This window comes from Cypionkella sp. (genome assembly GCF_036782355.1).
Taxonomy (GTDB): Bacteria; Pseudomonadota; Alphaproteobacteria; order Rhodobacterales; family Rhodobacteraceae; genus Cypionkella.
Window position 1 is genome coordinate 1 of record NZ_DAIPZF010000024.1, and the last position, 25780, is coordinate 25780.

At 57.6% G+C, this 25780-nt stretch carries 25 protein-coding genes; 16 read left to right on the top strand and 9 right to left on the bottom strand.

Annotation, left to right across the window (positions count from 1 at the left end; all coding sequences use genetic code 11):
- Positions 1-96 precede the first annotated feature (96 nt).
- The 4 genes from V7Q10_RS10450 to V7Q10_RS10465 are packed head-to-tail and all read left to right on the top strand — an operon-like array spanning position 97 to position 5155.
- On the top strand, positions 97-1347 hold the full coding sequence (locus tag V7Q10_RS10450) for a sarcosine oxidase subunit beta family protein (RefSeq protein WP_333869080.1): 1251 nt from the start codon (positions 97-99) through the stop codon (positions 1345-1347).
- A 10-nt stretch (positions 1348-1357) separates the two neighbouring features.
- On the top strand, positions 1358-1645 hold the full coding sequence (locus V7Q10_RS10455) for a sarcosine oxidase subunit delta (protein ID WP_333869034.1): 288 nt from the start codon (positions 1358-1360) through the stop codon (positions 1643-1645).
- The gene (locus tag V7Q10_RS10460; protein WP_333869035.1) at positions 1642-4596 is read left to right on the top strand and encodes a sarcosine oxidase subunit alpha family protein; all 2955 of its coding nucleotides are present in this window, start codon (positions 1642-1644) and stop codon (positions 4594-4596) included. Before V7Q10_RS10455 ends, V7Q10_RS10460 begins: the two co-directional genes overlap by 4 nt.
- Positions 4589-5155, top strand: coding sequence for a sarcosine oxidase subunit gamma (locus tag V7Q10_RS10465; protein ID WP_333869036.1), 567 nt, complete (start codon positions 4589-4591; stop codon positions 5153-5155). Before V7Q10_RS10460 ends, V7Q10_RS10465 begins: the two co-directional genes overlap by 8 nt.
- A 9-nt stretch (positions 5156-5164) precedes the next feature.
- Here V7Q10_RS10465 and V7Q10_RS10470 read toward each other — a convergent pair whose 3' ends face one another.
- Both V7Q10_RS10470 and V7Q10_RS10475 read right to left on the bottom strand, forming a co-directional pair.
- Positions 5165-6181, bottom strand: coding sequence for a GlxA family transcriptional regulator (locus V7Q10_RS10470; RefSeq protein ID WP_333869037.1), 1017 nt, complete (start codon positions 6179-6181; stop codon positions 5165-5167).
- 107 nt (positions 6182-6288) lie between these two features.
- Positions 6289-7188 carry a LysR family transcriptional regulator gene (locus tag V7Q10_RS10475; protein WP_333869038.1) on the bottom strand — a complete coding sequence of 300 codons (900 nt, stop codon included), beginning with the start codon at positions 7186-7188 and terminating at the stop codon, positions 6289-6291.
- Positions 7189-7294: 106 nt separating this feature from the next.
- On the opposite strand from V7Q10_RS10475, the gene V7Q10_RS10480 reads away from it, so the two are divergent.
- From V7Q10_RS10480 to V7Q10_RS10520, 9 genes are all read left to right on the top strand, one after another.
- A complete protein-coding gene (locus tag V7Q10_RS10480) occupies positions 7295-8302 on the top strand; it encodes an Ldh family oxidoreductase (protein ID WP_333869039.1) in 1008 nt (335 codons plus the stop codon).
- 95 nt (positions 8303-8397) lie between these two features.
- The gene (locus V7Q10_RS10485) at positions 8398-9405 is read left to right on the top strand and encodes an ABC transporter substrate-binding protein (protein ID WP_333869040.1); all 1008 of its coding nucleotides are present in this window, start codon (positions 8398-8400) and stop codon (positions 9403-9405) included.
- A gap of 92 nt (positions 9406-9497) precedes the next feature.
- Complete coding sequence (locus tag V7Q10_RS10490) at positions 9498-10370, top strand: ABC transporter permease (RefSeq protein ID WP_333869041.1); 873 nt, start codon at positions 9498-9500, stop codon at positions 10368-10370.
- Between the two features lie 2 nt (positions 10371-10372).
- On the top strand, positions 10373-11389 hold the full coding sequence (locus tag V7Q10_RS10495; RefSeq protein WP_442885857.1) for a quaternary amine ABC transporter ATP-binding protein: 1017 nt from the start codon (positions 10373-10375) through the stop codon (positions 11387-11389).
- Between the two features lie 16 nt (positions 11390-11405).
- Positions 11406-12860 (top strand): aldehyde dehydrogenase family protein, encoded by a 1455-nt coding sequence (locus V7Q10_RS10500; RefSeq protein ID WP_333869042.1) that lies wholly within the window; start codon positions 11406-11408, stop codon positions 12858-12860.
- Positions 12857-13861, top strand: a complete 1005-nt coding sequence (locus V7Q10_RS10505) for a membrane dipeptidase (protein ID WP_333869043.1) — start codon at positions 12857-12859, stop codon at positions 13859-13861. Before V7Q10_RS10500 ends, V7Q10_RS10505 begins: the two co-directional genes overlap by 4 nt.
- Positions 13858-15531: a hypothetical protein gene (locus V7Q10_RS10510; RefSeq protein WP_333869044.1), complete on the top strand. Its 1674-nt coding sequence runs from the start codon at positions 13858-13860 to the stop codon at positions 15529-15531. Before V7Q10_RS10505 ends, V7Q10_RS10510 begins: the two co-directional genes overlap by 4 nt.
- Positions 15528-16169 carry a DUF3726 domain-containing protein gene (locus tag V7Q10_RS10515; protein WP_333869045.1) on the top strand — a complete coding sequence of 214 codons (642 nt, stop codon included), beginning with the start codon at positions 15528-15530 and terminating at the stop codon, positions 16167-16169. The genes V7Q10_RS10510 and V7Q10_RS10515 overlap by 4 nt, the downstream gene beginning before the upstream one ends.
- 266 nt (positions 16170-16435) lie before the next feature.
- Positions 16436-17533 carry a sigma-54 interaction domain-containing protein gene (locus tag V7Q10_RS10520; protein WP_333869046.1) on the top strand — a complete coding sequence of 366 codons (1098 nt, stop codon included), beginning with the start codon at positions 16436-16438 and terminating at the stop codon, positions 17531-17533.
- Between the two features lie 84 nt (positions 17534-17617).
- On the opposite strand, the gene fliD is transcribed toward V7Q10_RS10520, so the two are convergent.
- The 3 genes from fliD to V7Q10_RS10535 are packed head-to-tail and all read right to left on the bottom strand — an operon-like array spanning position 17618 to position 21329.
- Entirely contained in the window at positions 17618-19243 is a 1626-nt protein-coding gene (fliD, locus tag V7Q10_RS10525; protein ID WP_333869047.1) for a flagellar filament capping protein FliD, read from the bottom strand.
- 47 nt (positions 19244-19290) lie between these two features.
- On the bottom strand, positions 19291-20535 hold the full coding sequence (locus V7Q10_RS10530) for a flagellar motor protein MotB (protein WP_333869048.1): 1245 nt from the start codon (positions 20533-20535) through the stop codon (positions 19291-19293).
- Between the two features lie 29 nt (positions 20536-20564).
- Complete coding sequence (locus tag V7Q10_RS10535) at positions 20565-21329, bottom strand: motility protein A (RefSeq protein WP_333869050.1); 765 nt, start codon at positions 21327-21329, stop codon at positions 20565-20567.
- A gap of 259 nt (positions 21330-21588) precedes the next feature.
- On the opposite strand from V7Q10_RS10535, the gene V7Q10_RS10540 reads away from it, so the two are divergent.
- The 3 genes from V7Q10_RS10540 to V7Q10_RS10550 all read left to right on the top strand — a co-directional run bounded on the left by V7Q10_RS10540 (position 21589) and on the right by V7Q10_RS10550 (position 23243).
- Entirely contained in the window at positions 21589-22092 is a 504-nt protein-coding gene (locus V7Q10_RS10540; protein ID WP_333869051.1) for an Lcl C-terminal domain-containing protein, read from the top strand.
- 105 nt (positions 22093-22197) lie between these two features.
- Positions 22198-22605 carry a hypothetical protein gene (locus V7Q10_RS10545; RefSeq protein WP_333869052.1) on the top strand — a complete coding sequence of 136 codons (408 nt, stop codon included), beginning with the start codon at positions 22198-22200 and terminating at the stop codon, positions 22603-22605.
- Positions 22602-23243 (top strand): hypothetical protein, encoded by a 642-nt coding sequence (locus V7Q10_RS10550; RefSeq protein WP_333869053.1) that lies wholly within the window; start codon positions 22602-22604, stop codon positions 23241-23243. Before V7Q10_RS10545 ends, V7Q10_RS10550 begins: the two co-directional genes overlap by 4 nt.
- A 56-nt stretch (positions 23244-23299) precedes the next feature.
- Here V7Q10_RS10550 and V7Q10_RS10555 read toward each other — a convergent pair whose 3' ends face one another.
- The 4 genes from V7Q10_RS10555 to V7Q10_RS10570 are packed head-to-tail and all read right to left on the bottom strand — an operon-like array spanning position 23300 to position 25777.
- Positions 23300-23605 (bottom strand): hypothetical protein, encoded by a 306-nt coding sequence (locus V7Q10_RS10555; protein ID WP_333869054.1) that lies wholly within the window; start codon positions 23603-23605, stop codon positions 23300-23302.
- Entirely contained in the window at positions 23605-23901 is a 297-nt protein-coding gene (gene flgM / locus V7Q10_RS10560; protein WP_333869055.1) for a flagellar biosynthesis anti-sigma factor FlgM, read from the bottom strand. The genes V7Q10_RS10555 and flgM overlap by 1 nt, the downstream gene beginning before the upstream one ends.
- 35 nt (positions 23902-23936) lie before the next feature.
- The gene (flgA, locus tag V7Q10_RS10565; RefSeq protein WP_333869056.1) at positions 23937-24635 is read right to left on the bottom strand and encodes a flagellar basal body P-ring formation chaperone FlgA; all 699 of its coding nucleotides are present in this window, start codon (positions 24633-24635) and stop codon (positions 23937-23939) included.
- 14 nt (positions 24636-24649) lie between these two features.
- The gene (locus tag V7Q10_RS10570) at positions 24650-25777 is read right to left on the bottom strand and encodes a flagellar assembly protein T N-terminal domain-containing protein (RefSeq protein ID WP_333869057.1); all 1128 of its coding nucleotides are present in this window, start codon (positions 25775-25777) and stop codon (positions 24650-24652) included.
- Between the last annotated feature and the right edge of the window lie 3 nt (positions 25778-25780).

Consider the following 25780-nt stretch of genomic DNA (forward strand, 5'->3'; position numbering starts at 1 on the left):
CATCATGTCGGATGTCGCCAGCAGAATGTCCGAACCGACCCTGTTCTGGGGGCTGAGGATGCTTCAGTTTCGGGGCCAAGATGATCTGAGGTGGATATGCGCTACTCGGGGTTCCAAGTTCTGAAGCAGGCCCTAAGCGGGCACAAAGGCTGGGGCCGCGCTTGGCGCGATCCAGAGCCGCAGTCGCAATATGACATCGTGATCGTCGGCGGCGGTGGGCATGGTTTGGCGACGGCCTATTATCTGGCGCGCAGCTTTGCCAAAGCGCGCGTTGCGGTGATCGAAAAGGGCTGGATCGGCGGCGGCAATGTTGGGCGCAATACCACGATCATCCGGTCAAACTATCTTCTGGATGGCAACGAGCCTTTCTACGAATACTCGATGAAACTTTGGGAAGGGTTGGAGCAAGACTTCAACTTTAACGCCATGGTCAGCCAGCGTGGCGTGCTGAACCTGTGCCACACCGATGCGCAGCGCGATGCCTTTCGGCGGCGGGCAAACGGCATGCGGCTGAACGGGGTTGATGCCGAATTGCTGGATGCCGAAGGCGTGCGCAAGATGGCGCCCTTCCTGAACTTCGACTCCGCCCGCTTTCCGATCAAAGGCGGCTTACTTCAACCGCGCGGCGGCACCGTGCGGCATGATGCGGTGGCCTGGGGCTATGCGCGCGGTGCAGACAGCCGCGGCGTCGATATCATCCAGAACTGCGAGGTCGTCGGTTTTCGGATCGAAAACGGCACCTGTCTTGGGGTGGAAACCACGCGCGGATATATCGCTGCTGCCAAAGTGGGCGTCGCGGTTGCGGGATCTTCCGGTGCTGTGATGGCCAAGGCGGGCATGCGGCTGCCGATTGAAAGCCATGTGCTGCAAGCCTTTGTCTCGGAAGGGCTGAAACCGATCATCCCTGGCGTTATCACCTATGGCGCGGGGCATTTCTATGTCAGCCAATCCGACAAGGGCGGTCTGGTGTTTGGCGGCGATATCGACGGCTATAACTCTTATGCCCAGCGCGGCAACCTGCCGGTGGTCGAAGATGTCTGCGAAGGCGGCATGAGCCTGATGCCGATGATCGGCCGCGCCAAGCTGCTGCGGATGTGGGGCGGCATCATGGATATGTCGATGGATGGCAGCCCGATCATCGACAAGACCGATATCGGCGGGCTCTATTTCAACGGCGGCTGGTGCTATGGCGGCTTCAAGGCGACACCGGCCAGCGGCATGTGCTTTGCGCATCTGCTGGCCACCGACACCCCGCACCCAACCGCCACGGCCTATCGCTTTGATCGCTTCCGCAAGGGGCTGATGATTGACGAAAAAGGCATGGGCGCGCAGCCCAATTTGCATTGAGGGATCCCAGATGATCATCAACCACCCGCTGCTTGGCCCGCGCGACAGTCAGGAATTCACCTATCTGGGCGACGCCAGCCTGATCGAGCGCCCCGATTGGCAGGCCGCCGATGCGGTCGATCAGTTCTATGACTACCTCTATCTGCGCGACAACCCCGCAGGTCTGCACCGCGAGCTGTGGTATCACGAGCAGGGCGATCGATCGTGGCTGGTGGTCACGCGCAACACGCTTACCCATGACATCACCTCTGTCGAGCTGGCCCGCGATGTGGCCAAAGCCAAAGGCCGAAGCACATGAGCCAGATAAACCGTATCGCGGGCGGGCTGATTGACCGCCAAAAGACGCTGGAGTTTCACTTCGACGGCAAGAGCTATCAGGGCCATCCGGGCGACACGCTGGCTTCGGCGCTGCTGGCCAATGGCGTGCGGCTGATGGGGCGGTCGTTCAAATATCACCGCCCGCGCGGACCGCTGACCGCAGGGTCAGAAGAACCCAATGCCATCGTCGCCTTGCGCGCGGGTGCGCGGCAAGAACCCAATGCGCGCGCCACTGTGGCCGAGCTTTATGACGGGCTGACCGCGCGCAGCCAGAACCATATCGGCCGCCTGTCATTCGATCTTTTGGCGGTGAATGATCTGCTTTCGCCGTTTTTTGCAGCAGGTTTCTACTACAAGACCTTCATGTGGCCCAAGGCGTTTTGGGAAAAGCTGTACGAGCCGATCATCCGCCGCGCCGCAGGTCTGGGCAGCCTAAGCGGGCAGCCTGACCCCGATCTTTACGACAAGGGCTTTTTGCACTGCGATCTGTTGATCATTGGCGCGGGGCCTGCGGGGCTGGCTGCGGCGCTGACGGCGGGGCGCAGCGGCGCGGATGTGATCTTGGCGGACGAAGATTTCGTGCTGGGCGGTCGGCTGAACAGCGAAACCTATCGGCTGGATGAGGCCTCTGGGGCAGATTGGGCGCGCGCGGCCGTTGCCGAATTGGCAAGCCTGCCCAATGTGCGGCTGATGGCACGCACCACCGTGTTGGGCGCGTTTGATCACGGCATCTATGGCGCGCTGGAACGGGTTGCCGACCATCTGCCAAGCCCTGCGGCTGGCACGCCGCGCCAAATCCTGTGGCGGATCTACACCAAGCGCAGCCTGCTTTGCGCAGGGGCAATCGAGCGGCCGATTGCTTTCGAAAACAACGACCGCCCCGGCATCATGCTGGGCTCGGCGCTGCGCAGCTATGCCAACCGCTGGGGGGCTGCGGTTGGTCAAGAGGTGGCGATTTTCACCAATAATGACGAAGGCCACAGCACGGCTCGCGATCTTTTGGCCAAAGGTCTGCGCATTGCCGCCGTGATCGACAGCCGCACCGATGCGCCGAAGTCTACCGCCTATGAGGTATTGGCGGGCGCTGTTGTCACCAATTCGGCAGGCAGGCTGGGGCTGCGCTCGGTCACGGTTGGCCTGCCGAACGGCCAAAGCCGCAGGATTGACTGCCAAGCGCTTGGTGTTTCGGGCGGCTGGAACCCGAATGTGCATCTGACCTGCCATCAGCGCGGCAGACCAGCCTGGGATGCAGGCCTTGCCGCCTTTGTGCCAGGGGCAAACCTGCCTATGGGCATGAGCGTGGCGGGTGCGGCAATGGGGCAGATGTCAACCACGGCGGCGCTTGCCTCGGGGGCGGCGGCGGCGGTGGCTTGCCTTGCCGATCTGGGCGTCAGCGCGAGCTTGCCAAAGCTGCCCGCAACAGAAGACAGCCCGCTGCGGCTGACCCCGCTGTTTCATGTGCCGGGCAAGGGGCGGGCTTGGCTGGACCAGCAAAACGATGTCACGGTCAAGGATGTGAAGCTGGCACATCAGGAAGGCTATATCTCGGTCGAGCATCTGAAACGCTACACCACCCTTGGCATGGCCACCGATCAGGGCAAGACCTCGAACATCGGCGGGCTGGCGGTGATGGCCGAGATGACCGGCAAATCCATTCCCGAAACCGGCACCACCATGTTCCGCCCGCCCTATACGCCAGTGTCGATTGCGGCCTTTGCCGGGCGCGCAAGCGGCGTGGATTTTCGCCCGACCCGCCTGACCCCCAGCCATCATTGGGCGGCAGAACAGGGCGCGGTCTTTGTCGAGGTCGGCATGTGGCTGCGCGCGCAATGGTTCCCCCGTGCGGGTGAGACCACATGGCGCCAATCGGTGGACCGCGAGGTGCTGGCCACGCGCAAATCGGTGGGCATTTGCGATGTCACCACGCTTGGCAAGATTGATGTGCAGGGCACTGATGCGGCCGAGTTTCTGAACCGCATCTATGCCAATGCCTTTGGCAAGTTGGGCGTCGGCAAAGTCCGCTATGGGCTGATGCTGCGCGAAGACGGCATAGCGATGGACGATGGCACCACCGCGCGGCTGGCCGAAGATCACTTTGTGACGACCACCACCACCGCCAATGCGGTCGGGGTATACCGCCATCTGGAGTTTTGCCGCCAATGCCTTTGGCCCGATCTGGATGTGCAGATCATCTCGACCACCGAAGCTTGGGCGCAATATTCGATTGCGGGGCCGAATGCACGCAAGCTGCTGGAAAAGATCGTCGATCCGGCCTTTGACATCAGCAATGCCGCCTTTCCCTATATGGGCTGTGGCGAGATCACGGTCTGCGGCGGTCTGCGCGCGCGACTGTTTCGGATTTCATTTTCGGGCGAATTGGCCTTCGAGCTGGCCGTGCCCACCCGCTATGGCGACGCGCTGATGCGACGTTTGGTCGAGGACGGCCGCGAATATGACGCCACCGTCTATGGCACCGAAGCGCTTGGCGTGATGCGCATTGAAAAGGGCCATGCCGCGGGCAACGAGCTGAACGGCACCAGCACCGCGCTGAACCTTGGCATGGGCGGTATGGTCAGCAAAAAGAAAGACGCCATCGGCTCGACCCTATCGGAACGCGAGGGGCTGAACCAACCCGATGCGTTGCGCCTTGTCGGCTTCCGGCCCGTCGATCCGCAGCACAACTTTGCCGCCGGATCGCATCTGATCGGCAAAGATGCCGAGGCGAATGCTGCCAATGATCAGGGCTATTTAACCTCGGTGGCGTTTTCGCCCAGCCTTGGCCACAGCATCGGCCTTGGCTATCTGAAAAACGGTGCCGCCCGCACAGGCGAGATCTTGCGCGCGGTCAATCCGGTGCAAAACGCCGAAACGCTGGTCGAAGTCGTCAGCGCCCATTTCATCGACCCAGAGGGAGAGCGCCTTCGTGCATAGTCTTGCAGCCCTGACACCGCTTGGCAGCCCCCTGCCAAAAACCGAGCAAATCGGCACGCTTACGATTTCCGAGATCACCAACTGCGCGCTGGCCTCGGTCACGCTTCGGCGTGGCAAGGATCAGGCCTTTGCGGTGGCGGCTGAAACGCTATTTGCCACCGCCCTGCCCGGGCCAGGCGTCTGGCAGCAGGCAGGCGTTTATGGCTTGATTTGGATGGGCCCCGATCAATGGTTCATCGAAGCGCCCTTTGCCAGCCATGAAGACATCGCCCAAATCCTGAAGGCAGGCTTGGGCGACAGCGCTTCGGTGACAGAGCAGACCGATGGCTGGGCGCGCTTTGATGTGCAAGGCGCGCGGGTTGTTGACCTGTTGGAACGGCTGTGCCCCGCGCCCAGCCGCCGCATGCAGACCGGCGCCGCCACCCGCACGCTGCTAGAGCATATGGGCTGTCTGGTGATTTGCCGCGAAACCGCGCAGCATTTCAGCCTGCTGGCACCGCGGTCTTATGCCAAATCCTTGCTGCATGCGCTGACAGCGGCGGCGCGCAGCATCGGCTAAAGCCTTGGCCTATGCCGAAGGCAGCGGGCGGTTATTTTCCACCCGAAAGCGGTTGATCGTGGCACGATCTTCGGCAGGGGAAACACCAAATTCTTGCCGATAATGCCGCATCAGGGGCGGCAAAGTTTCGTATCCAATGGCCGAAGCAATCCGCGCCATCGGTTCGCGCGAAAACAGCACCAATTGCCGTGCCGCCTTCATCCGCAGCATGCGGTAATAGAGCGAAGGGCTTTGTCCTGTGGCCTTTTTGAACTGCCGCTCAAGTTGCCGCGGCGAAACGCCCACCGCGCAGGCCACAGCCTCGACCGCAATAGGCTCTGCCAGATGCCGGCCCAAAATCGCCACCGCCTTAGCAACCGGCTCGGGCAACATATCGGCGGTGCTGTCGCGGTGAAAAGTGGGGGTCTTTTGCCGCACCCCCCTGCCCCGCACCACTGGATGTTGAAACCAGCAGGCCACTTCGGTGGCGGTATCGGCACCGAGCTGGGTCTCAACGAAACTGAGCATCAGATCAAAACTTGCCGCAGCTCCGGCCACACTATAGCGGGGATGATCGAAAACGATTACGTCGTCGCGCATATCCATCTGCGGAAACTCTTGCGCAAAGGCCGCCGCATAGCACCAATGCACCGAAACGGCATGGCCCTCCAACAGACCAGACCGCGCCAAAGGAAACACCCCGCCACTGACACCGCCCACCGCCGCCCCGTGACGCATCAAGCGCCGCAGCTGCGCCTCCGAGGTCTTGCGATTGACAAAATCCGAGGTCGGACTGCTTAGAAGAAACAAATAGTCGATCTGCGCGACATCACAAAGCGCCGCATCGGTGTCAAAGACCACCTTGGCACTAGAGGCAATCCGCCCGCCGGTTTCGGAAATGATCTTCCAGTCAAAGGCGATGCAGTCGGCAATTTCATTCGCCGCCCGCAAAGGCTCGATCATCGAGGTCAGGCAAGACATCGGAAAGCCCGGGAAAATCAGAAAGCCGATGGTCAGTGTTGGTTTGTGCAAAAGCTGTTTCACCACAGCAAACCCCGTTTGAAATTACAAAGGTGCCAGATCGGGCCAGCTTGATCTGGCACGGGCACTGACTTTGGCATAAAAGCAAGCTGTGAGGCAGCGCGGCGCATGGCCTAGATCAACTTTAGTGACAGGGCCTGCGCTCGTTTGCGCAAATCCTCGGAAAAAAAGCTGTGAAAGGCTTTGGCCAAGGGGCTTTGAACCTTGTTGCCGGGGGTCAGAATGCCAACTGTGCGAAAGCAACTGGCATCGGCAAGTGTCAGCGCGCACAGCCCAAGCGGCAGCGCCGCCGTGGCCAGCGCCGGCAAGAGCGTGATCCCCATCCCCGCCTGCACCATCGCCAAAAGCGAACTGACATTGCGCACCGAAAGCGAGGATTTTTGCGCCAAAGCCCGAAAGCCTTCGGATGTCAGTCCACGGCAGGCCTCGTTTTGAATGATGTCTTGCGTGGCAAGATCTGGCCAGGCCAGCGGCTGCTTATGCGTTGCAAGCTTGGTGTCAGACCGGCAGACCAGACGAAACGGGTCGGTGAACAAGGGGCTAAAGGTCAGCGTCGCCCCATCGCGCGGCCGCCCCGCAAAACCCAGATCAACCTGCCCACTTTCGACCAGATGATGCACTTCGGTGCTATCGGTGTCGAAAAGTTCAATCTCCAGCCCCGGACGCTGTTTCACAAAGGCCTGAAGCGCCAAGGGGATCAGATTTACCGCCACCGAAGGCACCGCAGCCAGCCGCAACTTGCCCGATCGTGCCCCCGCATAGGTGGCAATCACTTCCATCGCACGATCATAATCACGCAACAAAACCACCGAGCGATCATAGACCAGCTGCCCAAGACCCGAAAGCGTCTGTTTGCGATCCGCCTCGAACAGCGGGCCGCCCAAGCGATCTTCGATCTGTTTTAAGGTCATTGAAACCGCCGAGGGGGTGCGATGCAGGCGATCTGCGGCATCCTTGATATTGCCATTTTCGGCAACTGTTACCAAAGCACGCAGGGCTTCGAGGCGGATCATCAGGCACCACTTCAGATAAATTGAACTCAAAGGTAGAATTAGTTGCTTGCCTGAAGTTAGACAAGCGGGTTTCTGTCGCAAGCAACAGCTAAAGGAGGGCCGCGCCTTGGACCAACACCTAAACCTAGATGAGGTCGAAGACTTGGCCTTCACCAGTTTGCGCACCGCCGGCGCGTCTGAGTTGGCGGCCCGCTCGATGGCAAAGTCGATCCGCGCCGCCGAGCGCGACGGCATTCGCAGCCACGGGCTGATGTATTTGCCGATTTATATCGAACATTTACAATGTGGTAAGGTTTTGCGCGCGGCCATGCCTTCGGTCTCGCGGCCGCGACCTTCGGCGATTTTGGTTGATGCGGGCAACGGCTTTGCGCATCCGGCGATTGATGCCGGATGGGCAGAGTTCACCGCCGCCGCACAAGAAAACGGCATTGCCGCGATGACGGTGACGCGGTCTTACAATTGCGGCGTGCTTGGCCATCATGCCGAGCGCTTGGCGATGGAGGGGATGATTGGCCTGTGCCTGACGCATGCGCCAGCATCGATTGCACCGGTGGGTGGAAAAATTCCGGTCATTGGCACCAACCCCTTTGCCCTTGCCGTGCCAGATGGCGCAGGCGGTGTGGCTTTGGTGATAGATCAATCCGCCAGCGTGGTGGCAAAATCGGAAGTCATTCTGAAATCCCGCAGGGGTGAGCCTATTCCCGAAGGCTGGGCGCTTGATTCCGATGGCAATGCGACCACCTCGGCCGAGGCGGCCCTAAAGGGGTCGATGCTGCCATCGGGGGGATATAAAGGCTTTGGCATTGGGCTGCTGGTCGAGGTGCTTGCCTCGGCGCTTTCTGGCGCGCATTCAAGCAGGCAGGCCAGTCCGTTTTCGGGCAGCCTTGGCGGCCCCCCCGGTACAGGCCAATGCTTTATTGCCATTGCGCCTGATGCCTACTCTGGCACATTTCCAAGCCATATCAATGCGTTGATTGAAGCCATCTCGACGCAAAGTGGCGCACGCCTGCCCGGGTCGCGCCGCAGCACCGCGCGGCTTCGCACCGAGGCGCAGGGGGTTTTGGTCGATGCGGGTTTGATGGAGCGGATCGCGACACAACTTAAGAATAACTGAACTAGACTGAAATAAATCTGGTTTGATTGAACTGAATTTCCAGCGCAGTCTCTGCACAGACGGTCGGTGCAGGCCGCAATCCTTCAGGAGGTTCCATGACATTCACCCTAAGAAACACCGGTCTGGCCGCGATTGCGGCTTTGTCGATTGGCGGCGCGACAACAGCGCAGGCCGCCGATTGCGGCACAGCCGGCACCGTCACAATTGCAGAAATGACCTGGCTTTCAGCGGCATCCTTGGCGCATGTGGCCCAGCATGTTCTGGCCAGTGGCTACGGCTGTGATGCGCAATTGGTGCCCGGCGACACCGTGCCCACCGCCACCTCGATGCTGACCCGCGGCCAGCCCAATATCGCGCCCGAGCTTTGGGTCTCGACCGTGCAATCCATCTGGGATGACGCCCAGGCCAAGGGCGCTTTCTACAAGGCCGGCGATATCTTTGCCAATGGCGGCGAAGAAGGCTGGTGGGTTCCCGATTATGTCGCCGCAGCGCATCCAGAGCTGAAATCCATCGAAGACCTAAAAGCCAATTGGGCGCTGTTTGCCGAGGCCGCCGATCCGACGCGTGGCCGCCTTTATGGCTGCCCTCCGGGCTGGGGATGTGAAATCATCACCAACAATCTGTTCAAAGCCCTGAACTTGGGCGAAACCTACGAGCTGTTCTCGCCAGGCTCGGGTGAAAACCTCAAGGCCTCGATCGCCCGTGCGGTTGCGCAAAAAGAGCCGATTGTTGGCTATTACTGGGGTCCATCGGATGTGATCGGCAAATATCACATGGTGCGCCTTGGCATGCCAGAGTCTGATCCTGCCAAGTTCACCTGCCTCACTCAAACCGACTGCGCTGATCCGCAAGTCACCGGCTGGGCCAAGGGTCAGATTGCGGTTGCAGTCACCGCCGACATCAAAGACAGCGCGCCGGATGTGGCCGAGTTTCTGTCGAAAATGCAGGTTCCAAACGATCTGATCAGCCAAGTGCTAGCTTGGGGCGATGACAACAAAGCCACGCCAGAAGAAGTGGCCATGTATTTCTTGAAAACTCATGAAGCCGTCTGGTCGGCTTGGGTGCCTGCGGATGTCGCCGATAAGATCCGCGCATCGCTTTGATCTGCAAGACAGTTTCGTAAACTAAAACCACGCGGGGCGGCAGTTTCAGATTTGGACCTGCCGCCCGATTTTTCAGGATCAAGGATATCAAAATGGGTCAAGAATTCCCGCAACTGTTTGACCTAAAAGCCTTAAGTCGCTTTGTAGATGATGGTTTCAACGAGATCGTCGGCGCCTATGGCCGCACGCTGGAACAGATCTTCCTGCCGATCCTGAAAATGCTTTTGGCGCTTGAGCGGGGGCTGATCTGGCTGCCGTGGTGGGTGGTTCTGCTGGCGCTGGCAGGGCTTGCTTGGGCCGCCTCACGCGAGGTCAAAACCGTGGCGATTGTGGCTGTTCTGACCATCGGCCTTGGGGTTCTGGGGGTTTGGGAGGCCGCGATGGCCACCATCGCGCTGATGCTGGTCTCGACCTTTCTGGCCATTTTGATCGGCATTCCTTTGGGCGTTGCGATTTCGCGCTCGAACCCGATGCAATCGGTGGTGCTGCCGGTCTTGGACATCATGCAGACGATGCCGATTTTCATTTACCTAATCCCCTTTGTGATGCTGTTTGGCCCCGGCAAAATTCCGGCCTTGCTGGCCACGATCATCTTTGCGATCCCGCCCGTGATCCGGTTGACCAACCTTGGCATTCGCCAAGTCGATGCCGAGATTGTCGAAGCGGTGCGCTCGTTTGGGGCTTCGCCGCGCCAGACCTTGTTTTCGGTGCAAATTCCGCTGGCGCTGCCCACCATCATGGCAGGGATCAACCAAACCACGATGATGGCGCTGTCGATGGTGGTGATTGCCTCGATGATCGGTGCAGGCGGGCTGGGCTATCAGGTTTTGCAAGGCATTCAACGGCTTGAGGTCAGCCGTGGCCTGCTGGCCGGGCTGGGCATTGTGTTTCTGGCGATCATTTTTGACCGCATTGCGCAGTCTTATGGCCGCCGCATGCAAAAATCCCTTAAGTTGGAGCAGTGACCGTGGCCCGTGATGTGAAGATCAAAGTCGAAAAGGTTTGCAAGATTTTCGGCAAGACCCCGCAAGAGGCGATGGCCAAGGTTCAGGCGGGGATGAGCAAAACCGATCTGCTGGCGCAGACCTCGCATGTTTTGGGGCTGAACGATATCAGCCTCGAGATCGAGCGCGGTGAGCTGTTTGTCATCATGGGTCTGTCGGGCTCGGGCAAATCAACTTTGATCCGCCATTTCAATCGCTTGATCGAACCAACCGCGGGGCGGATTCTGGTCGATGGCCAAGATATCCTGACCCTGAACGACACAGAGCTGCGCGACTTCCGCCGCCGCAAGGTGTCGATGGTGTTCCAGCGCTTTGCGCTTTTGCCGCATAAGACCGTGCTCGAGAATGTGCGGCTTGGCCTGATCTTGGACGGCATGGACAAGGCGCAGGCCGACCGCCGCTCGATGGAGCAGATCGAGCTTGTCGGCTTGCAGGGCTTTGAAAACAGCTATCCCGGGCAGCTTTCGGGCGGCATGCAGCAGCGCGTCGGTTTGGCGCGTGCCTTGGCGACAGATGCCGAAATTCTGCTGATGGATGAGGCGTTTTCGGCGCTTGACCCGCTGATCCGCAACGACATGCAGACCCAGTTGAAACAGATTCAGGCACGCTTGCACAAAACCATCGTCTTTATCACCCATGATCTGGATGAGGCGCTGTTTCTGGGCGACCATATCGCGATCTTGAAGGATGGCGAATTGCGCCAGATTGGCACCGGAGCCGAGATTTTGCTTGCCCCTGCCGATGACTATGTCGCGCGCTTTGTGCGCGATGTGAACCGCGCCCGCATCGTCACCTGCGGTGCAATCGCCGATCCTGCGGTGCAAGGCGGGCCAAGCGAAGTGGCCTCTGACAGCTTTTTAGAGCAGGCTTTTGCGATTTTGGCCCAAACCGAAGGCGCTGTCACCGTGCGCCACGCGGATGGCTCGATTGCGGGCGGGCTGACACGGCAGGCGGCTTTTGCCGCTTTGGCACATACATGAAATTGGGACAGAACATATGACTTTGACAGAAACGCGCAACTTTATCGCGGGTGATTGGTGCCAAGGCGAGGGCGAGATCGAAAGCCGCAACCCCTCGGACCTGTCTGATCTGATCGGGCATTACGCGCAAGCATCTGCCGCGCAATTGGATCAGGCGCTGATGGCAGCACGGGCTGCGCAGCCGCTGTGGTGGGCAGCGGGCATCCAGAAGCGTCATGATGTCCTGATGGCGATTGGCACCGAGATGATGGCGCGCGCGACCGAGATCGGCACGCTTTTGGCCCGCGAGGAAGGCAAGCCCGCAGCCGAAGGCAAGGGCGAGGTTTACCGCGCCGGTCAGTTTTTCACCTATTTCGCCGCCGAAGCGCTGCGGCTTCAGGGCGATCAGGCCGAAAGCACGCGTCTGGGCATCGAGATCGAGGTGCGGCGCGAGCCTGTGGGCGTGGTGGCCGTGATCTCGCCTTGGAACTTTCCGATTGCCACGCCCGCGTGGAAAATCGCGCCAGCGCTGGCCTTTGGCAATGCGGTTGTCTGGAAGCCCGCCAATCTGACCCCCGCCGCCGCCGTGGCGATGGCCGAGATCATCGCGCGGGCGGGCTTGCCTGCGGGCACCTTTAACCTTGTGCTGGGGGCTGGCGCGCAGGTGGGCAACAGCTTGGTTGGCGCGCGCGGGGTTGATGCGATCAGCTTTACCGGCTCGGTGCCCGTGGGGCGACAGATTGCGGCGGCCTCGATTGCGAATTTGCCGAAACTGCAAATGGAGATGGGCTCGAAAAACCCAATGGTCATCATGGAGGATTGCGATCTGGATTTGGCGGTGGCCCATGCCGCGGGTGCTGCCTTTGGCGGGACGGGGCAGAAATGCACTGCTGCCAGCCGGCTGATTGTCCACGAGAAAATCTATGACGCCTTTGCTGCAAAGCTGGTGGCCGCGGCGCAGGCCTTGCGGGTGGGCCATGCGCTGGACCCACAGACGCAAATCGGCCCTGTGGTCAGTGCAGGCCAGCTTGCGCAAAACCTGCGCTATATCGAACAGGGTCGCGCCGAGGGCGCCGAGCTTTTGTGCGGCGGCACGCGGCTTGATCGGCAAACCGAGGGCTATTTCATGGCCCCTGCCGTTTTTGCCGACACCAGAAACGATATGACGATCAATCGCGAAGAAATGTTTGCACCGATCACCTGCCTGCAAAAAGTCTCGAGCTATAGCGAGGCGCTGCATGTCGCCAATGACAGCGAATTTGGTCTTACCGCTGGGATCATGACCAAAAGCCTTGCGCGCGCCAACCACTTTCGCGCTAATGCACGGGCAGGCTGTGTGATGGTGAACCTGCCGACAGCGGGCACAGACTACCATGTGCCCTTTGGCGGACGCGGGGCATCCTCGCACGGGCCACGCGAACAAGGGCGCTATGCGGCGGAATTTTATACAACGGTTAAAACCTCTTACACCTATGCGGGTCTTCCAGAATGACGGTGCTGATCGACGGGTTACAATATGCCAATTGGTCCGAACGGATCTTTCGCCAGCTGCGCGAAGGCGGCGTCGATGCCATTCACGCCACGATCACCTATCACGAAACTTTTCGCGAAACGGTCACCAATATCGAGCGTTGGAACCGCTGGTTCGAGCTTTATCCCGATCTGATCTTTCAAGGCTTTAGCGCCGCAGATGTGGGTTTGGCCAAAGCGACAGGCCGGACAGCGGTGTTCTTTGGGGCGCAAAATCCCAGCTGCATCGAAGATGATATCGGGTTGGTCGAGGTGCTGCACCGCTTGGGTCTGCGTTTTATGCAGCTGACTTATAACAACCAATCCTTACTGGCGACCGGCTGTTATGAGGCAGAGGATACCGGCCTAACCCGCATGGGCCGCGCGGTGGTCAGCGAGATGAACCGCGTCGGCATGGTGGTCGATATGAGCCATTCGGCCGAACGATCAACCCTAGAGGCCATCGCCCATTCCAGCCGCCCAATCACCATCAGCCACGCAAATCCAGCGGCCTGGCATGGGGCATTGCGCAACAAATCCGACCGAGTTCTTAAGGCCTTGGCGGAAAGTGGCGGCATTTTGGGCTTTTCGCTGTATCCGCATCACCTTTTGGGCGGCAGCGCCTGCGGTTTGCAAGACTACTGCGCGATGATCGCAAGAACAGTCGAGCTGATGGGCGTCGATCGTGTCGCGATTGGCTCTGATCTGTGCCAAGACCAGCCTGACAGCGTCGTGGAATGGATGCGCACGGGGCGGTGGACCAAATCGGTTGATTACGGCGAAGGCTCGGCCGCGGCTCCCGGATTTCCCGCCATGCCAGACTGGTTTCGCGACAATCGCGATTTCGGCAAGCTGGCGGCAGGCTTGCGGGCGGTGGGTTTTTCTAGCGCCGATGTGGCGGCAATCATGGGCGGGAATTGGTTGCGGTTTTTCCAAGACAGCTTTGGATCGGCAGAACTGGCGCTGCAAAAGGCCGCACAATGACCTGCGGCGCGCAAAACCCGATGCCCGAGGCGGCAGCCTTTCGCAGACCCGCCGCCGAGATCATGGATCTTTCGCGCATGGGCTCTGCGCATCCCACGCGCCTGTCGTTTCTGCGCAGCCTGCTGCGGCGCGTGAGCCAAGAGAACTGGCGCTTTGACCGTCCTGTGTGGTCAATAGATGCCAAGGGTGTGGGCCGCGCGGTTTATCGCGCGATTGGGCCAGATCGTACCTATAGTCTTGTTGCCTTTGCCCATGATCTGCCCGATGAGATGCGCTCGGATCGGGTGATTGCCACGGCTTGGGATGCCACCTTTACCCTGTTTGACGGTGACCCCAGCGCGGCCGATCTTGACCGTCTTGCCGCCAATGTGCCGCTGCAAGAAGCAGGTCGGGTGACAGCGCGCGAGTTGACCCTAAGCCGCGCCAACCGCTCGGTGCGGCTGTTTGCCCATGTGGTCGAGCGGCTTGCGGCAGGCCTGCAACCTGATGACAGTGAAGTGGATGCGGTGGGCTATCTGATGCGCACCACTGCCGTTTACGGCGCGGGTAAGTTTGGTGCGGCAGATCGCCATGTGATCGAACACCGCCCCGAATTGGGCGGGCCGTTTCAGGCCGAGATGCTGACGGTCTGGCTGATCCGACAGTTCACCGTTGATATTGTAGAGCATTTGGCAGCGCTTCGCGGTGGCGCCTTGGCCGTCCGGCTTGATCCGGCGATCAAGCAGCGTCTGGGGGTCGGCAATTCCACAGGCCTTGGCATGGCGCCGTTTCTGGTGCGCCACCCGATTTTGCTGAACAATTGGATGATGGCGCGCGAAGAGGCCTTGGCGCGGGTGCGGTCCCTGCCCGCAGCGACGGCTCAGACCCTACACGACTTTGCCGCAGCCCTTGCCCAAGCGCGCGCGAATGCCGCGCTTTGGCACTCGGCGCATCCGATCCAGATCGCAAAACTTGCCGATCTGCGCCGCGATTTGGCACTGATAGCCGAACGGCTTGCCGATTGGCCGCAGGGCGAACGGCCGTGGAACTTGCTGTGGCTTTGGGGCGCGCAGGCTTTGTCGCTTGAAGGGCAAGAGGCGCTTTTGGCCTTAATGCTGGAACCGCATGGCGCTTTGGTGGATGGGCTGGCAGACTGCATGACCGCAAATGAGGCGGATGGATTTGCCATCAACGGCGCGATGCGGGTTGCCGAAGTGCGCGCCATTCTGGCCGAACGCTATGGTTGGGCACAGCAGATCGACTTTACCCTGCCAGAAAACACCGCGCGGTTCTGGTATGTGTCCGAAGAAAAACTAGAGCCAAGGCTTGGCTTTCGCCACAGCGAAGAGGGCAGCGCGCTTGAGCAGCCCCTGTGCATCGCGCGGCTTGCCGTGGCGCTGGGCCAGGCGCTGGAACCGCTGGCCCCCGATCAGCCGATTGCAAGCCTTTTGCTGCACCAGCCCGAACATCGCTTTATGCTGCGCCGCTTGCAGATCGCGGCAACCCATCCTTTGGCCGAAGTGCAGGCCAATCTGATCGAACAATCCATTCTTCCGATTGATCTGATGCGCTGCAAATTGGCCTTTTTTGGTGCAAGCCGGTTCGACCCTCGGTCGGACAAATGGGTGCGCATCAGCCTGTTTCAGGGTGCAGCCTATCCGACAGATTTTAGCGCGGCGGTGCAGAAGTGACGGTTTCCGCCAGCAGCAGCTTTTCGTCCAACGAGATTGAACAGCTTTGCCTTAAGGCCGCGCGTGGGGCGGGTCTAAGCTGGGGATTGGCGGAGGAGGCGGGCGTCGCCGCGGCCTGGCTGGTATCGCAAGGGATCGATGGCCCCGAGATTTTGCTTCATCTTCTGAGGCTTGGCCCGCTTGCTGGGCCAACTTTGCCTTGGCGGGCGCAAAGCTTGTTGCAATGCCCGATCCGCCTGGGAGCTTCGCTTTGCGATCACGCAGACCTGCCGCAAACCGATCTTGCGATGCGGGAAATCGAGCTTGGATTTGTGGCTATGCCATTGCTTTTGCTTCCATTTCTAAGTCGAATGGCCGGATCAAAGCATAACAGCATCGAACTGCACGGCGCGGGGCCTCGGATTATCCTGCAATCTGGTGAAAGCGCGGTCACGATCGCGCAGGGCACGCCCATCGCCTCGCAGGCACATCTGCGGATCTCACGGGGCGCAGAACAGCCCAAAAAGGCCGCGTTACGCCATTTTACGCTGTCCTTGGCCACAATTGACGCGTTAAATATCTTTGCAATGCGCACAACAGTGCCTGCTTCCGAGGCCTCGCGGGCCGGCGCAGGTGCCTCGGATCGCGATATCGACTGATCACAGATGCCCTAAAAGCCGGTGTGATGCGTTACATCTGGCAGTCTATACGCATCTGGGCAAATAACAGGCAAGGCTTTGGCCCTTGTCAAAAGAGGGATTGCACACTTTCCACCCCTGCCGCTAAAATATAAAATATTTCAAATAAACCTTAGGTTGATACTCAGTAGTTTGACAAGCGCGGTAAAAATAGGTTTTATCGTAATCGCATCAAATGGCCTGCACTGAAAATAACCAATCGAGATCTAAGGGACACTACAGAGGTTATGAAAAAATCAGAGCGGTCTACCTCCCCCATTCTTGGTGAATCGGCGGCGATAAAGCGCTTAAAAATGACCATCGAAATGGTCGCGCCTTCTAATTTGCCTGTCTTGATTACAGGACCAACCGGCGCAGGGAAAGAGCTTGTTGCGCAAGAATTGCATCGTTTAAGCGAACGAAAGGGGTCTTTGATTGCCGTAAACTGCGCAGCTATTCCAAGTGAGCTTTTAGAAAGCGAATTATTTGGCTTTGAGCGCGGCGCATTCACGGGGGCCGACAGGCAACGCATTGGAAGATTCGAGCAATCAGCTGGCGGAACACTGTTTTTAGATGAAATTGGCGACATGCCTTTGGGCCTGCAATCCAAACTGCTGCGTGCGGTTGAGAAACAAGCAATCCAACGGCTTGGTGGCAGCAAAGATATTGAACTTGATCTACGAATTGTCTGCGCAACCCATAAAGATCTAGGAAAATTGGTTGCGGATGGTCAATTCCGCGCCGACCTCTACTATAGGCTCGCTGTCTTTCCGATTAGCGTGCCCTCATTGTCCGAGCGGCTTGATGACATTCCATTAATTTTAAATTTGATTGTCGATGAGCATCTGACAAAAAATCCAAAGTTCATTCAGCCGATCTTTACTGAAGCCGCTTTTGCTGTGTTAAAAAGTCACGACTGGCCCGGAAACGTTCGTGAACTTCGCAACGTGATCGAACGGGCCTTTATTATGTTCCATGGCAAAGAAATTTTGGCAGAGCATATGCGCGATAACTTGTTGCGGCTGAACCCCAGCCAAAATTTCGCAGCCGAGAGTTTGGATACGCTCTGGGAAGCCACCGCCGATATGGGCCTGTCGGTCGATAAAAGTGATCTTGAAGAACACGCTCCACCGCCTGCACCCGATAAATTTCGATCTTGGTTCAAACATTATGCTCTGATCGACCTGCGCAGCTATCTGCGAGATATAGAAATAGTCTTTATTGAAGGCGCAATAGAGGCCAATGAACAGGTTATCAGTCGAGCTGCCGATGCTCTGGGTTTACGAAGAACCACGTTGATTGAAAAGATGAAAAAATATGGCATTGAGCGGTTCGAGGAAAATTAGAGGCTTATCCTTTTACTTTAACCCACTATAAATTTATCATATAAAACAATAAGATATCGTCAAAATACACCAAGTCTAGAAAACCTAGCCGTTGGAATTTCCATTCAGAGCATCGATCATATTTGTCAGGAATGTACCTGAAGATTTCGCTCGGGTGATTTGTTGTTCCATGGCTGTGAATTTTGTCCGATAGAGCTGCGCTAACATATCTTCTTTCTCGGCAAGCGCCGCCAATTCATCGGTTTGTTCAAGCGAAGCATCGCTGTAGCTTTTCTCGATACGTGTAAAATCACCGGCTTTTGACAGAATGGCGGTGATGTAATCGCTCATTTGATCAAGTGTTGATTTACCAAAGTAGATTGAGGAAGAGCCAATCGAAGCCTCGGTAACATCCATCGAAACACCTGCAAAGCGCCCCGTAATCGCGTAAAATGTGTTGCGCCCATTTTTACTGCGAGCGATTAAAGATGTACCGTCCAAGGTGGCTGTTGAGGCGTCAGTATAGACAAAATCATATTTGCCAATTGGAGGGTTTGCCGAAGAACTCTTTGTGACCGAGATCGCGCTGTCGCTGCTTTGCGCCAGCGTTGCGAAGATAGCGCGGTATCCGGCGGGATCAGCGGCAAAAGCTGCGGCGAATTTTGTGCTGTCGATTGAAAAAGTACCATCGCGCTCGGTTTGCACGCCATAGGTTGTCAAATAGATCGGTTTATCACCAAATCCTTCCAAAGGAGTCGTGGTCAGTCGGCTTACCTGCCGCAAAACCGCGGTCATCGTTGCGTCCCCGACTAAGGGTCCAGAGCTTGCGCCATTTATCCCACGCGAGGTTGCGCTTTTCAGCGTGCTGATTAAAGAATTCAGCTTTTCGACATAAGTCGACAATTCACCTTCGGCGAAATCTGCATCCTCAAAAACGCTGACTTTAGCATCGGTGTCTGTAGTTGCGTTCAAGGTAAGGGTGGCCCCAGGAATGAGATCGTCAATCGTATTGGATGACCGTGACAGGGAAATACCATTATAAGTCAAAACCGCATTTTGTGCCGCTAAAACCTGCTGGCTGTTATCTTGACTGGTATCAAAACCTGCCAGAACGCCGCCATCGGCTATCATCTGAACCGCGTTATTTGCCCCCGGATCCGTGATCACCAAAAGCGAGTAATTGCCATCACTCTTGGCCACCACCCTTGCCGAAACGCCGCTAAGGGCACTGAGTTGCGTGGCCAGACCGCCTAATGTGGCGCCTGCCCCTGATAACGAAACACTTTGCGTATTGTTTGGATCGACCTCGGAAAAATTCGTCCCAGACCAGGTGCCAAAGCGGATGGTCAAAGAGCCGCTTGCCAAACTTTCATTCGCGGTTGCGTAGCCGGTAAATTCCAAAACCTGACCCCGCGCCAATTGGCTGACGGTGATCAGATCATCGGCCACTTTCAGCGCGTTATAATCATCGACCTTTACCGAAACCGCCGCAGAGGTCGAATAGGCGTCAGAGGCAACACCGGCATTGGGCGATTGCAGCACTTGTTGAAACTCATCAAAAGCCGAACGTAGTTTTGCAAGCTCGGAGATCGAAAGATCGGTGGCTTCCTGCTTTTTTGTAACCTTATTCAACTTCGGTGCAATTTCGGCAGTCACAATCGCATCGACAAGCTGGGTGGTATTCAGCCCCGAGCCATTGGTATTGAGCGCGCTAATGTAGTCGACCGCCATGATATGATCCTTGTCTTCTGCTTATAACGTCGCAATTGGGCCGATGCTTAGTTTCCTTGGCCGAAATCAATCTCAATTTCGATCCGGCGGTTTTCTTCACGACCCTCGGGCGTTGTATTCGGCGCCAAAGGTTGCGTCTCGCCGTAGCTGACCGCCTTCATCCGCGTCGCCGTGACCATGCCACTGTCTTGGATGGCCTGCACCACCGAGGAGGCCCGCGCTGCCGCCAGATCCCAATTGTCGCGATAGGCCGAGGTCGAAATCGGCACATCGTCGGTGTGGCCCGCAACCGTAATCGAAGAGCCCGCGCCCATCGAAACCGCAGCAATCCTGTTCATGATTTCGCGCGCCTGACCTGTCATATCAGCGTTGCCCGAAGGGAAGGCCCCACCGGCGCCGACCGTGACCATCACCGTGCCTTCACGCCGCTCGATCTTGACCAACCCCTGCTGAAGCTCATTTTGCAAAGCGGCTTGCAGCTGATTTTCGGCGACACCGGCAGCCTGCTCGGCGGCCTGTGCCTGCGCTTGGGCCGCAGCATCAGAGGCGGTAGGCGAAAAGCCCTGCGCATCACCGGCACTTTGGGCCGCGGTGGCCAATTGCGCGAGTTGCTGTTCAAGCCCGCCAAAAAGCACCTCTTGATCAGCCTGCCCCGAGGCCTGACGCGCCTCGGCAAGCGCGGTCAGGGTTTCTTGGATCAGACTTGGCAAGTCTTTTTGCGTGGTGTCCTGCGAGGGGAAATTGATCACCACATTCTCGCCCGCCATGTCCACCTGCACCTCACCAGATTGGATCGCATCTTTCAGCGCCGAGGCCAGCTGATCGGCAGACATCGCCTGACCCGCAGTCGCCTGCTCGCCTGAATTAGCTTGCTGGCCACCCTGACCCTGGCTCTGACCGTCGGTCGATTGGGTGTCACCTGCCACTGCATCTTCACTTTTTGTTTTCACCTCGACCTGTGGCAGCTCTTGCTCGGTGGTCTGTTGCGTCAGCTCTTTGCTGACCGAGGGGCTTGGCGAGGGGCTAAATTCCATCGAAATCACCGTGGTACCCTTGGGCTGTTCAACCACGGGCACGATGCGCTGAACGCCAAAGGCATTCTTCAACGAGCCGGAAATCTGCTTGAATTTCGGGGTATTAAATTCGGCAAATGATAAGATAAGCACAAAAAACGCCATCAAAAGCGTTGCCATATCGGCAAAGGTCGCCATCCATGCCGGCGCGCCGACGGGCGGGCACTTTGGGCAATCTTGCTCTTCGCTTTCTTCTTCAACTTCGACAGCGGCAGCCATGTTTTCTGATCCTCTTCCCGATGCAGCGCTTAGGCCGCAGCGTTCAGCTTCGCTTGCAGCTTCGGCGGCAGATTTGCAGCCATTTGGTCTTGGATGTTGCGCGGGCTTTCCGAGCGCGCAATGCCGCGCAGACCTTCGATGACCATCTCGCGGTAGGTGATTTCATATGCGGTATAATTCTCAAGCTTGGTCAGCATGGGTGCGAACAAAACATTGGCCAGAAACGCGCCGTAAAGCGTGGTCAAAAGCGCCACAGCCATCGCAGGACCAATAGACTTCGGATCCCCCATATTGCCAAGCATCAGAACCAGACCCACCAAGGTGCCGATCATGCCCATCGCAGGCGCAAGGTCGATCCAAGCCTTGATACAGCCCTGTTTGGCCTCATGGCGCGACTTCATCGCTTTGATTTCCATGGTAAGTTGACGCACAAGCTTGCCCTCATCGGCACCATCAACCAGCATTTGAAGGCCTTTTTCAAAGAACTTGTCGGGCACAGATTGCCCATCAAGCGCCATCATCCCGTCTTTACGGGCCACGGCCGCCAATTCCACCATCCGCGTGACCAAAACATCCATCTTTTTAACCGGCGGTAAAAAGGCCTTTGCCATCGCACCAAAGCTGCCCAAATAGGTCGGCAATGGGGCGGTATACATTGCCGCAAAGAACGTTCCGCCAAAGACAATGAGAACCGAAGGCACATCGATAAATGGCCCAATCCCACCGCCCGAAAGCATGGCACCCGCAATCATGGCAATCGCACCCAAAAGGCCGATTAAAGAGGCGATATCCATAGTTCGTTATCCCTTAGCTGAAACAGCAGTGATCTCTTTCAATTTTCGGGCCATCTGAAGGGAGTGCCGGCGAAAATTACGCGTCTAGTCTGGCAAAGTTCTTGCAAGGAGAAAGAGCGAGATACATAAACTTTAAATATTATCCAAGGTTGCAAAGTCAAGCAGAGGCTAAAATATGCCTCTCGCCCCGCCTATATGGGTTTTATCGCTGCTATGCTTGTGACGAAGACAAGATGCTTCCTAAGAAAGGTGTGACCCGATGCTGACCAAAGCCCCGCTTTTATCGTTGTTAGCATTTTTGGCAGTCACTGCTCACCCCATGGCCGCACAACCAACCTTTTATGCGCGCGATAGCTTTGTTTTAGATCTTTCGCGCGGATTGGAATGGATGCGCTGCTCGGTTGGGCAGCGCTGGTCTTTAGAAAGCGAAAGCTGTACCGGCAAGGCTGTTCAGCTAAATCATGAAGAGATTCAGCAGGTTATTCTTCAGGCGGATGAGCAGCTTGGCCCAGGTTGGCGATTGCCCAACCGCGAAGAACTGGAATCCTTGCTGTGCAAAGACTGCGGCCCGCCGATGATTGACCCCAAGCTTTTCCCGCAAACCGAGCCAATGCCTTATTGGACCGATGAAAAAAACTTTTGGTCTCCCAAGAATTATTGGAGCGTCAATTTTATGACGGGATTTACCTATGGCAGATTTTTTCCCAGCCAACAGCAGATGCTTAGACTTGTTCGCAATCGCAAGGCCGCTGCGTCAAACTAAGGGTGGCAAGCCAATGCGTTTCATTCTAGTTTTGGACTGTGCAAATGGGCTATGTTCTAGCACAGGACTGAAACAACAATTTCCGACAAAGGTCGAGGCATTCGCATGAGCCCATCTTATGATCTTGTTCCCGTCCCTAAAGGGGAATTGGTTCCAGTAAAATCTGGCGATCTTGGGCTTGTAAAACGATCAACGGGCACGGGCGATCCGTTAAAACTTGTACCTGAAACACTGCGCCTGCATGACCGCGAAGAAGTCCGTAATTTTCTGCCCGATATTCTGGGGCGCGCGCTTGCGCGGGTTTGGATTGACACACCCTTTGCAGATCATTTTTCCCGTGATCCAAAAGGGTCTTTGGAAACAGCCGGGGTGTTCTTACCTGATAATGTGTCGATTGAATTTTCGAAAGGTGCGCAGGATCGTCCAAAAATCATCGTGTTTGAACAGCAACCCGGCTCTAAGTTCAAATTGCGTGTGTTTTACCTTCAGCTTGTGATGATGGCGGGAAAATGAGGCTGGCTTGGCTGATCCTTTGTGCAGGGTTTTCTGCTGCGGGTTTGGCTGCGCAGGAAACCACCGTCACCGCCGCGCCCCCCGAGCAGGCAAATCCCGCAGACGAGGCCTTTGACCAAGCGGTTCAGGCGGTGCGTGACAAAAAGTTTCGCCGCGCCGTCGATCTTTTCCTGCCATTGGCCCAGGCGGGGGCTGCGGATGCGCAGTACAATCTGGCGGTGCTGTTAAAGCTTGGTCGTGGCCGGCCGCAAAACTACCGCGACGCTTATTATTGGGCGGCACTGTCGTCGCTGGGCGGCGAAACGCGCGCGCCCGAACTGGTAAACGGCCTGCAATCGGCGCTTCCTGACAAAGACCGCGACGCTGTGGTGAAACAGTTACAAGAGCTGTTGGCGCAACAGATCACAGCCGGAGATGACACGGCACCCGAAAAGCTTGCGCGCCTCTATGCTGATTTCGCCATCAAACCCGATATGGAAAGCGCCTTTATCTGGTTTTCGATCTGCTATGCGATTGGAAAAGCCGATTGCGAGGCGGGAATGGCGCGCACATCCGATGGCATGGCAGCAGAGACGCTGATAAAGGTACAGGCCACAGCCGCAGAGGTTTTTGCCGAGTCTGCCTTTGCAACACCCTGAAATTTTAAGGTATTTTTGGTAAAGCTTTTCGCAACACGCGCGTCAACAGCCCGCGGTCAGCCTTCTACACTTGCCTTCAAATAGGCGCCAAAGGCCCGCATCGCGCCCAGCCGCAAGTCAAGCTGCGCACGGGCATTTTCATATTGCGCCAAGACCACTGCAAGCCTTTCGGCAAGTGCGGGATCAGCCGTTTCAAGCGCAACTGCCTCGCGCGCTATGGCAACGAGGCGCAGCAGATCGTCTTCGACCTCTGCCACAATCGAAAGATTGTTAAAATTATCGCCGAGACGCGCAATAACGGCCGAAAACTCGGTTAGAATATCCGCCAGTGGCGGGGTCTTCTCGCCGGTTTCAGATACCATTATTTACGCATCTCGAGATAATTTTCGAACAATTTATTCGAAATCTGATCCAGATCGATAGGATATGTGCCCTTAGAAATGGCTTCTTTGATCCGCCCGACCGCCTCAATATCGAGGGGCGGCGTTTCGGCCATGTCTTTTGCACGCAACTTCGACGACAGGATAGAGACGTCTGAAGACCCCGAAGCCTGCTGGGCCGCGGGAGCATCTATCGTTTTTCGCTTGGCCGGCGCCCGCGCATCTAGCGATGTTTGGGCGAGACTTTGCTGCATCGAGGCTTTGATAAGATCAACCATGAGTACCTCCTTCTATTGCTCTTAACGACGCAATATCAGTTCATGTTAGCTGAAACGGAGATTTTATTTTTTTCCGAGACGAAACCTTGCAACACTTTGTTCGAACTCGCATTTCTAACTGAGACAATATCACCAATGGCACCATTTTCAAGCGCAATTCCAGAGGCTGCGACAGTAATTCCGCCAAGGTCTTGCTCGATGGCAACGCGCTGCCCCTCTTCAACCGCCCAAGCCGGGCGCAAATTGCGCTCGCGGATCGGCACACCGGCGGCGACATTGGCGGTCAGCCTGCGTCCGACGATTTCATCGGGATCGGTGAAATAGCCCTGGGCCGGTTCGGTATCAAGCCGCACACGTTCCAGCATATCAAGCAAGATCAGCTGCCCCTTGCGCGCCGACTGGCGCAGGATCACAGCCTCGACAGCATTTGCGCTAACAGCCCCCTGCCCTGCTGTGTCCAGGCCATCCCAGACCTGCCCCTCGGTGCGCAGAATGATGGACCAAGGCACCGGCAAGGTGCAAGTCACCTCAAGAGCATCCCAACGGTTTTCCACGCGCGGGGCGACCTGCAACTCGGTGTCACAAGGGAAATAGCGGCGCTCGGCGGCAACCATTGGCTTTGCCACAATGCCCTGATCGCGCAAGACCTCGGTGACACGCAGCGCAACGTCAGCCCCGGTTACCGGCTTGCCCGCGCCTGCGGCCCAGTTTGGCAACATCAGAAAAATCGCCATGCAAACTGCTGCTTTCATGGGATATCCGCCATAAAATGGGCCGGTACACCCTGCAAACGGCGCGCGTCCGACGAGGGGTCGATGGTGGCAAGCGTGACGCGGTTGGCTTGCAAATCGGTGATGCGGAACAAAAGAAACGGCTGATCGCCACGATCGGTATAGGCCAGCATGTTTTTCGTAAGCCCGTCTTCCGAGCCAAAAGGCAGGCTGAGTTTGCCATTGGCATAGTCGAGAGGCGCGACCATCGGCTCGCAGCGATAGCGGCCCAACAGGTCAGCAATTTCGACCTCGACCCGCGGCATGACCATGGCCGCAAGCTTTTGACTGTCCTTGCGCAGCAGTTGGTTCAGGCTGCGCAAGGGCAAGCCTGTTGCAACGGGAATTTGCAGCGCAACGTGCCTTTGCGATTTAACCTGCATCGAGCCCGTGTCGATCAACCGAAGGGTCAAGGATATCGCCAAGCTTGCACCAGAGTGATCGCCACCGGTCAAGGAGAGCGACAGCTGAGAGGTGATGGAAAGCCCTGCCTTGGGCTGCAAGCTGGCAGCCCCCGCGCGCCGCCGCGTCAAATTCGCATAATCCATATCGGGCGGCGCGGTCGAGGCAGAGACAGGCTTTGGCCCCACCGCATCAGAGCGGGTCAGCTTGCCATTTTCAGAGCGCAAAAGCGCGTCTTGGATCTGCTCGGCCAAGGAAGCGCCAAAGTTTTCAAGCCAAACCGGCGCGCGCAAATCCACCGAAACCGAAGGCCGGTAGACAAGCGCCGAGACCGCCGCGCGCTTGGCGCAGATATCCGAGCGCACAGGCTCGCCCACATAGGCCTCGACCGTCACGCGATAGAAATCGCCGCTTTTGCCCTCGGACAGCACGCTATACCCCAAGATCCGCGACGAGGGCCGCACCACCAATTGATCCGCCGTGAGAACAGAGTTTGCGCTGGCAGCAAAGCCATTCACATCAACCCCCGCCGACAAAGCCGCTTCAATCAGGGCTTCTTGCAGCGCACGGCGACGGGTGACATCGGCGCCAAGCCCGGTACTGACCGCCTGCCCCGTGGCCTGCACCCGGCGCAGCTCGGCTTTGGCTGGCAGGGCCAAACCGGCCGCAAGCAGAACAATCAAAGCTGAAACCAAGCGTTTCATCGC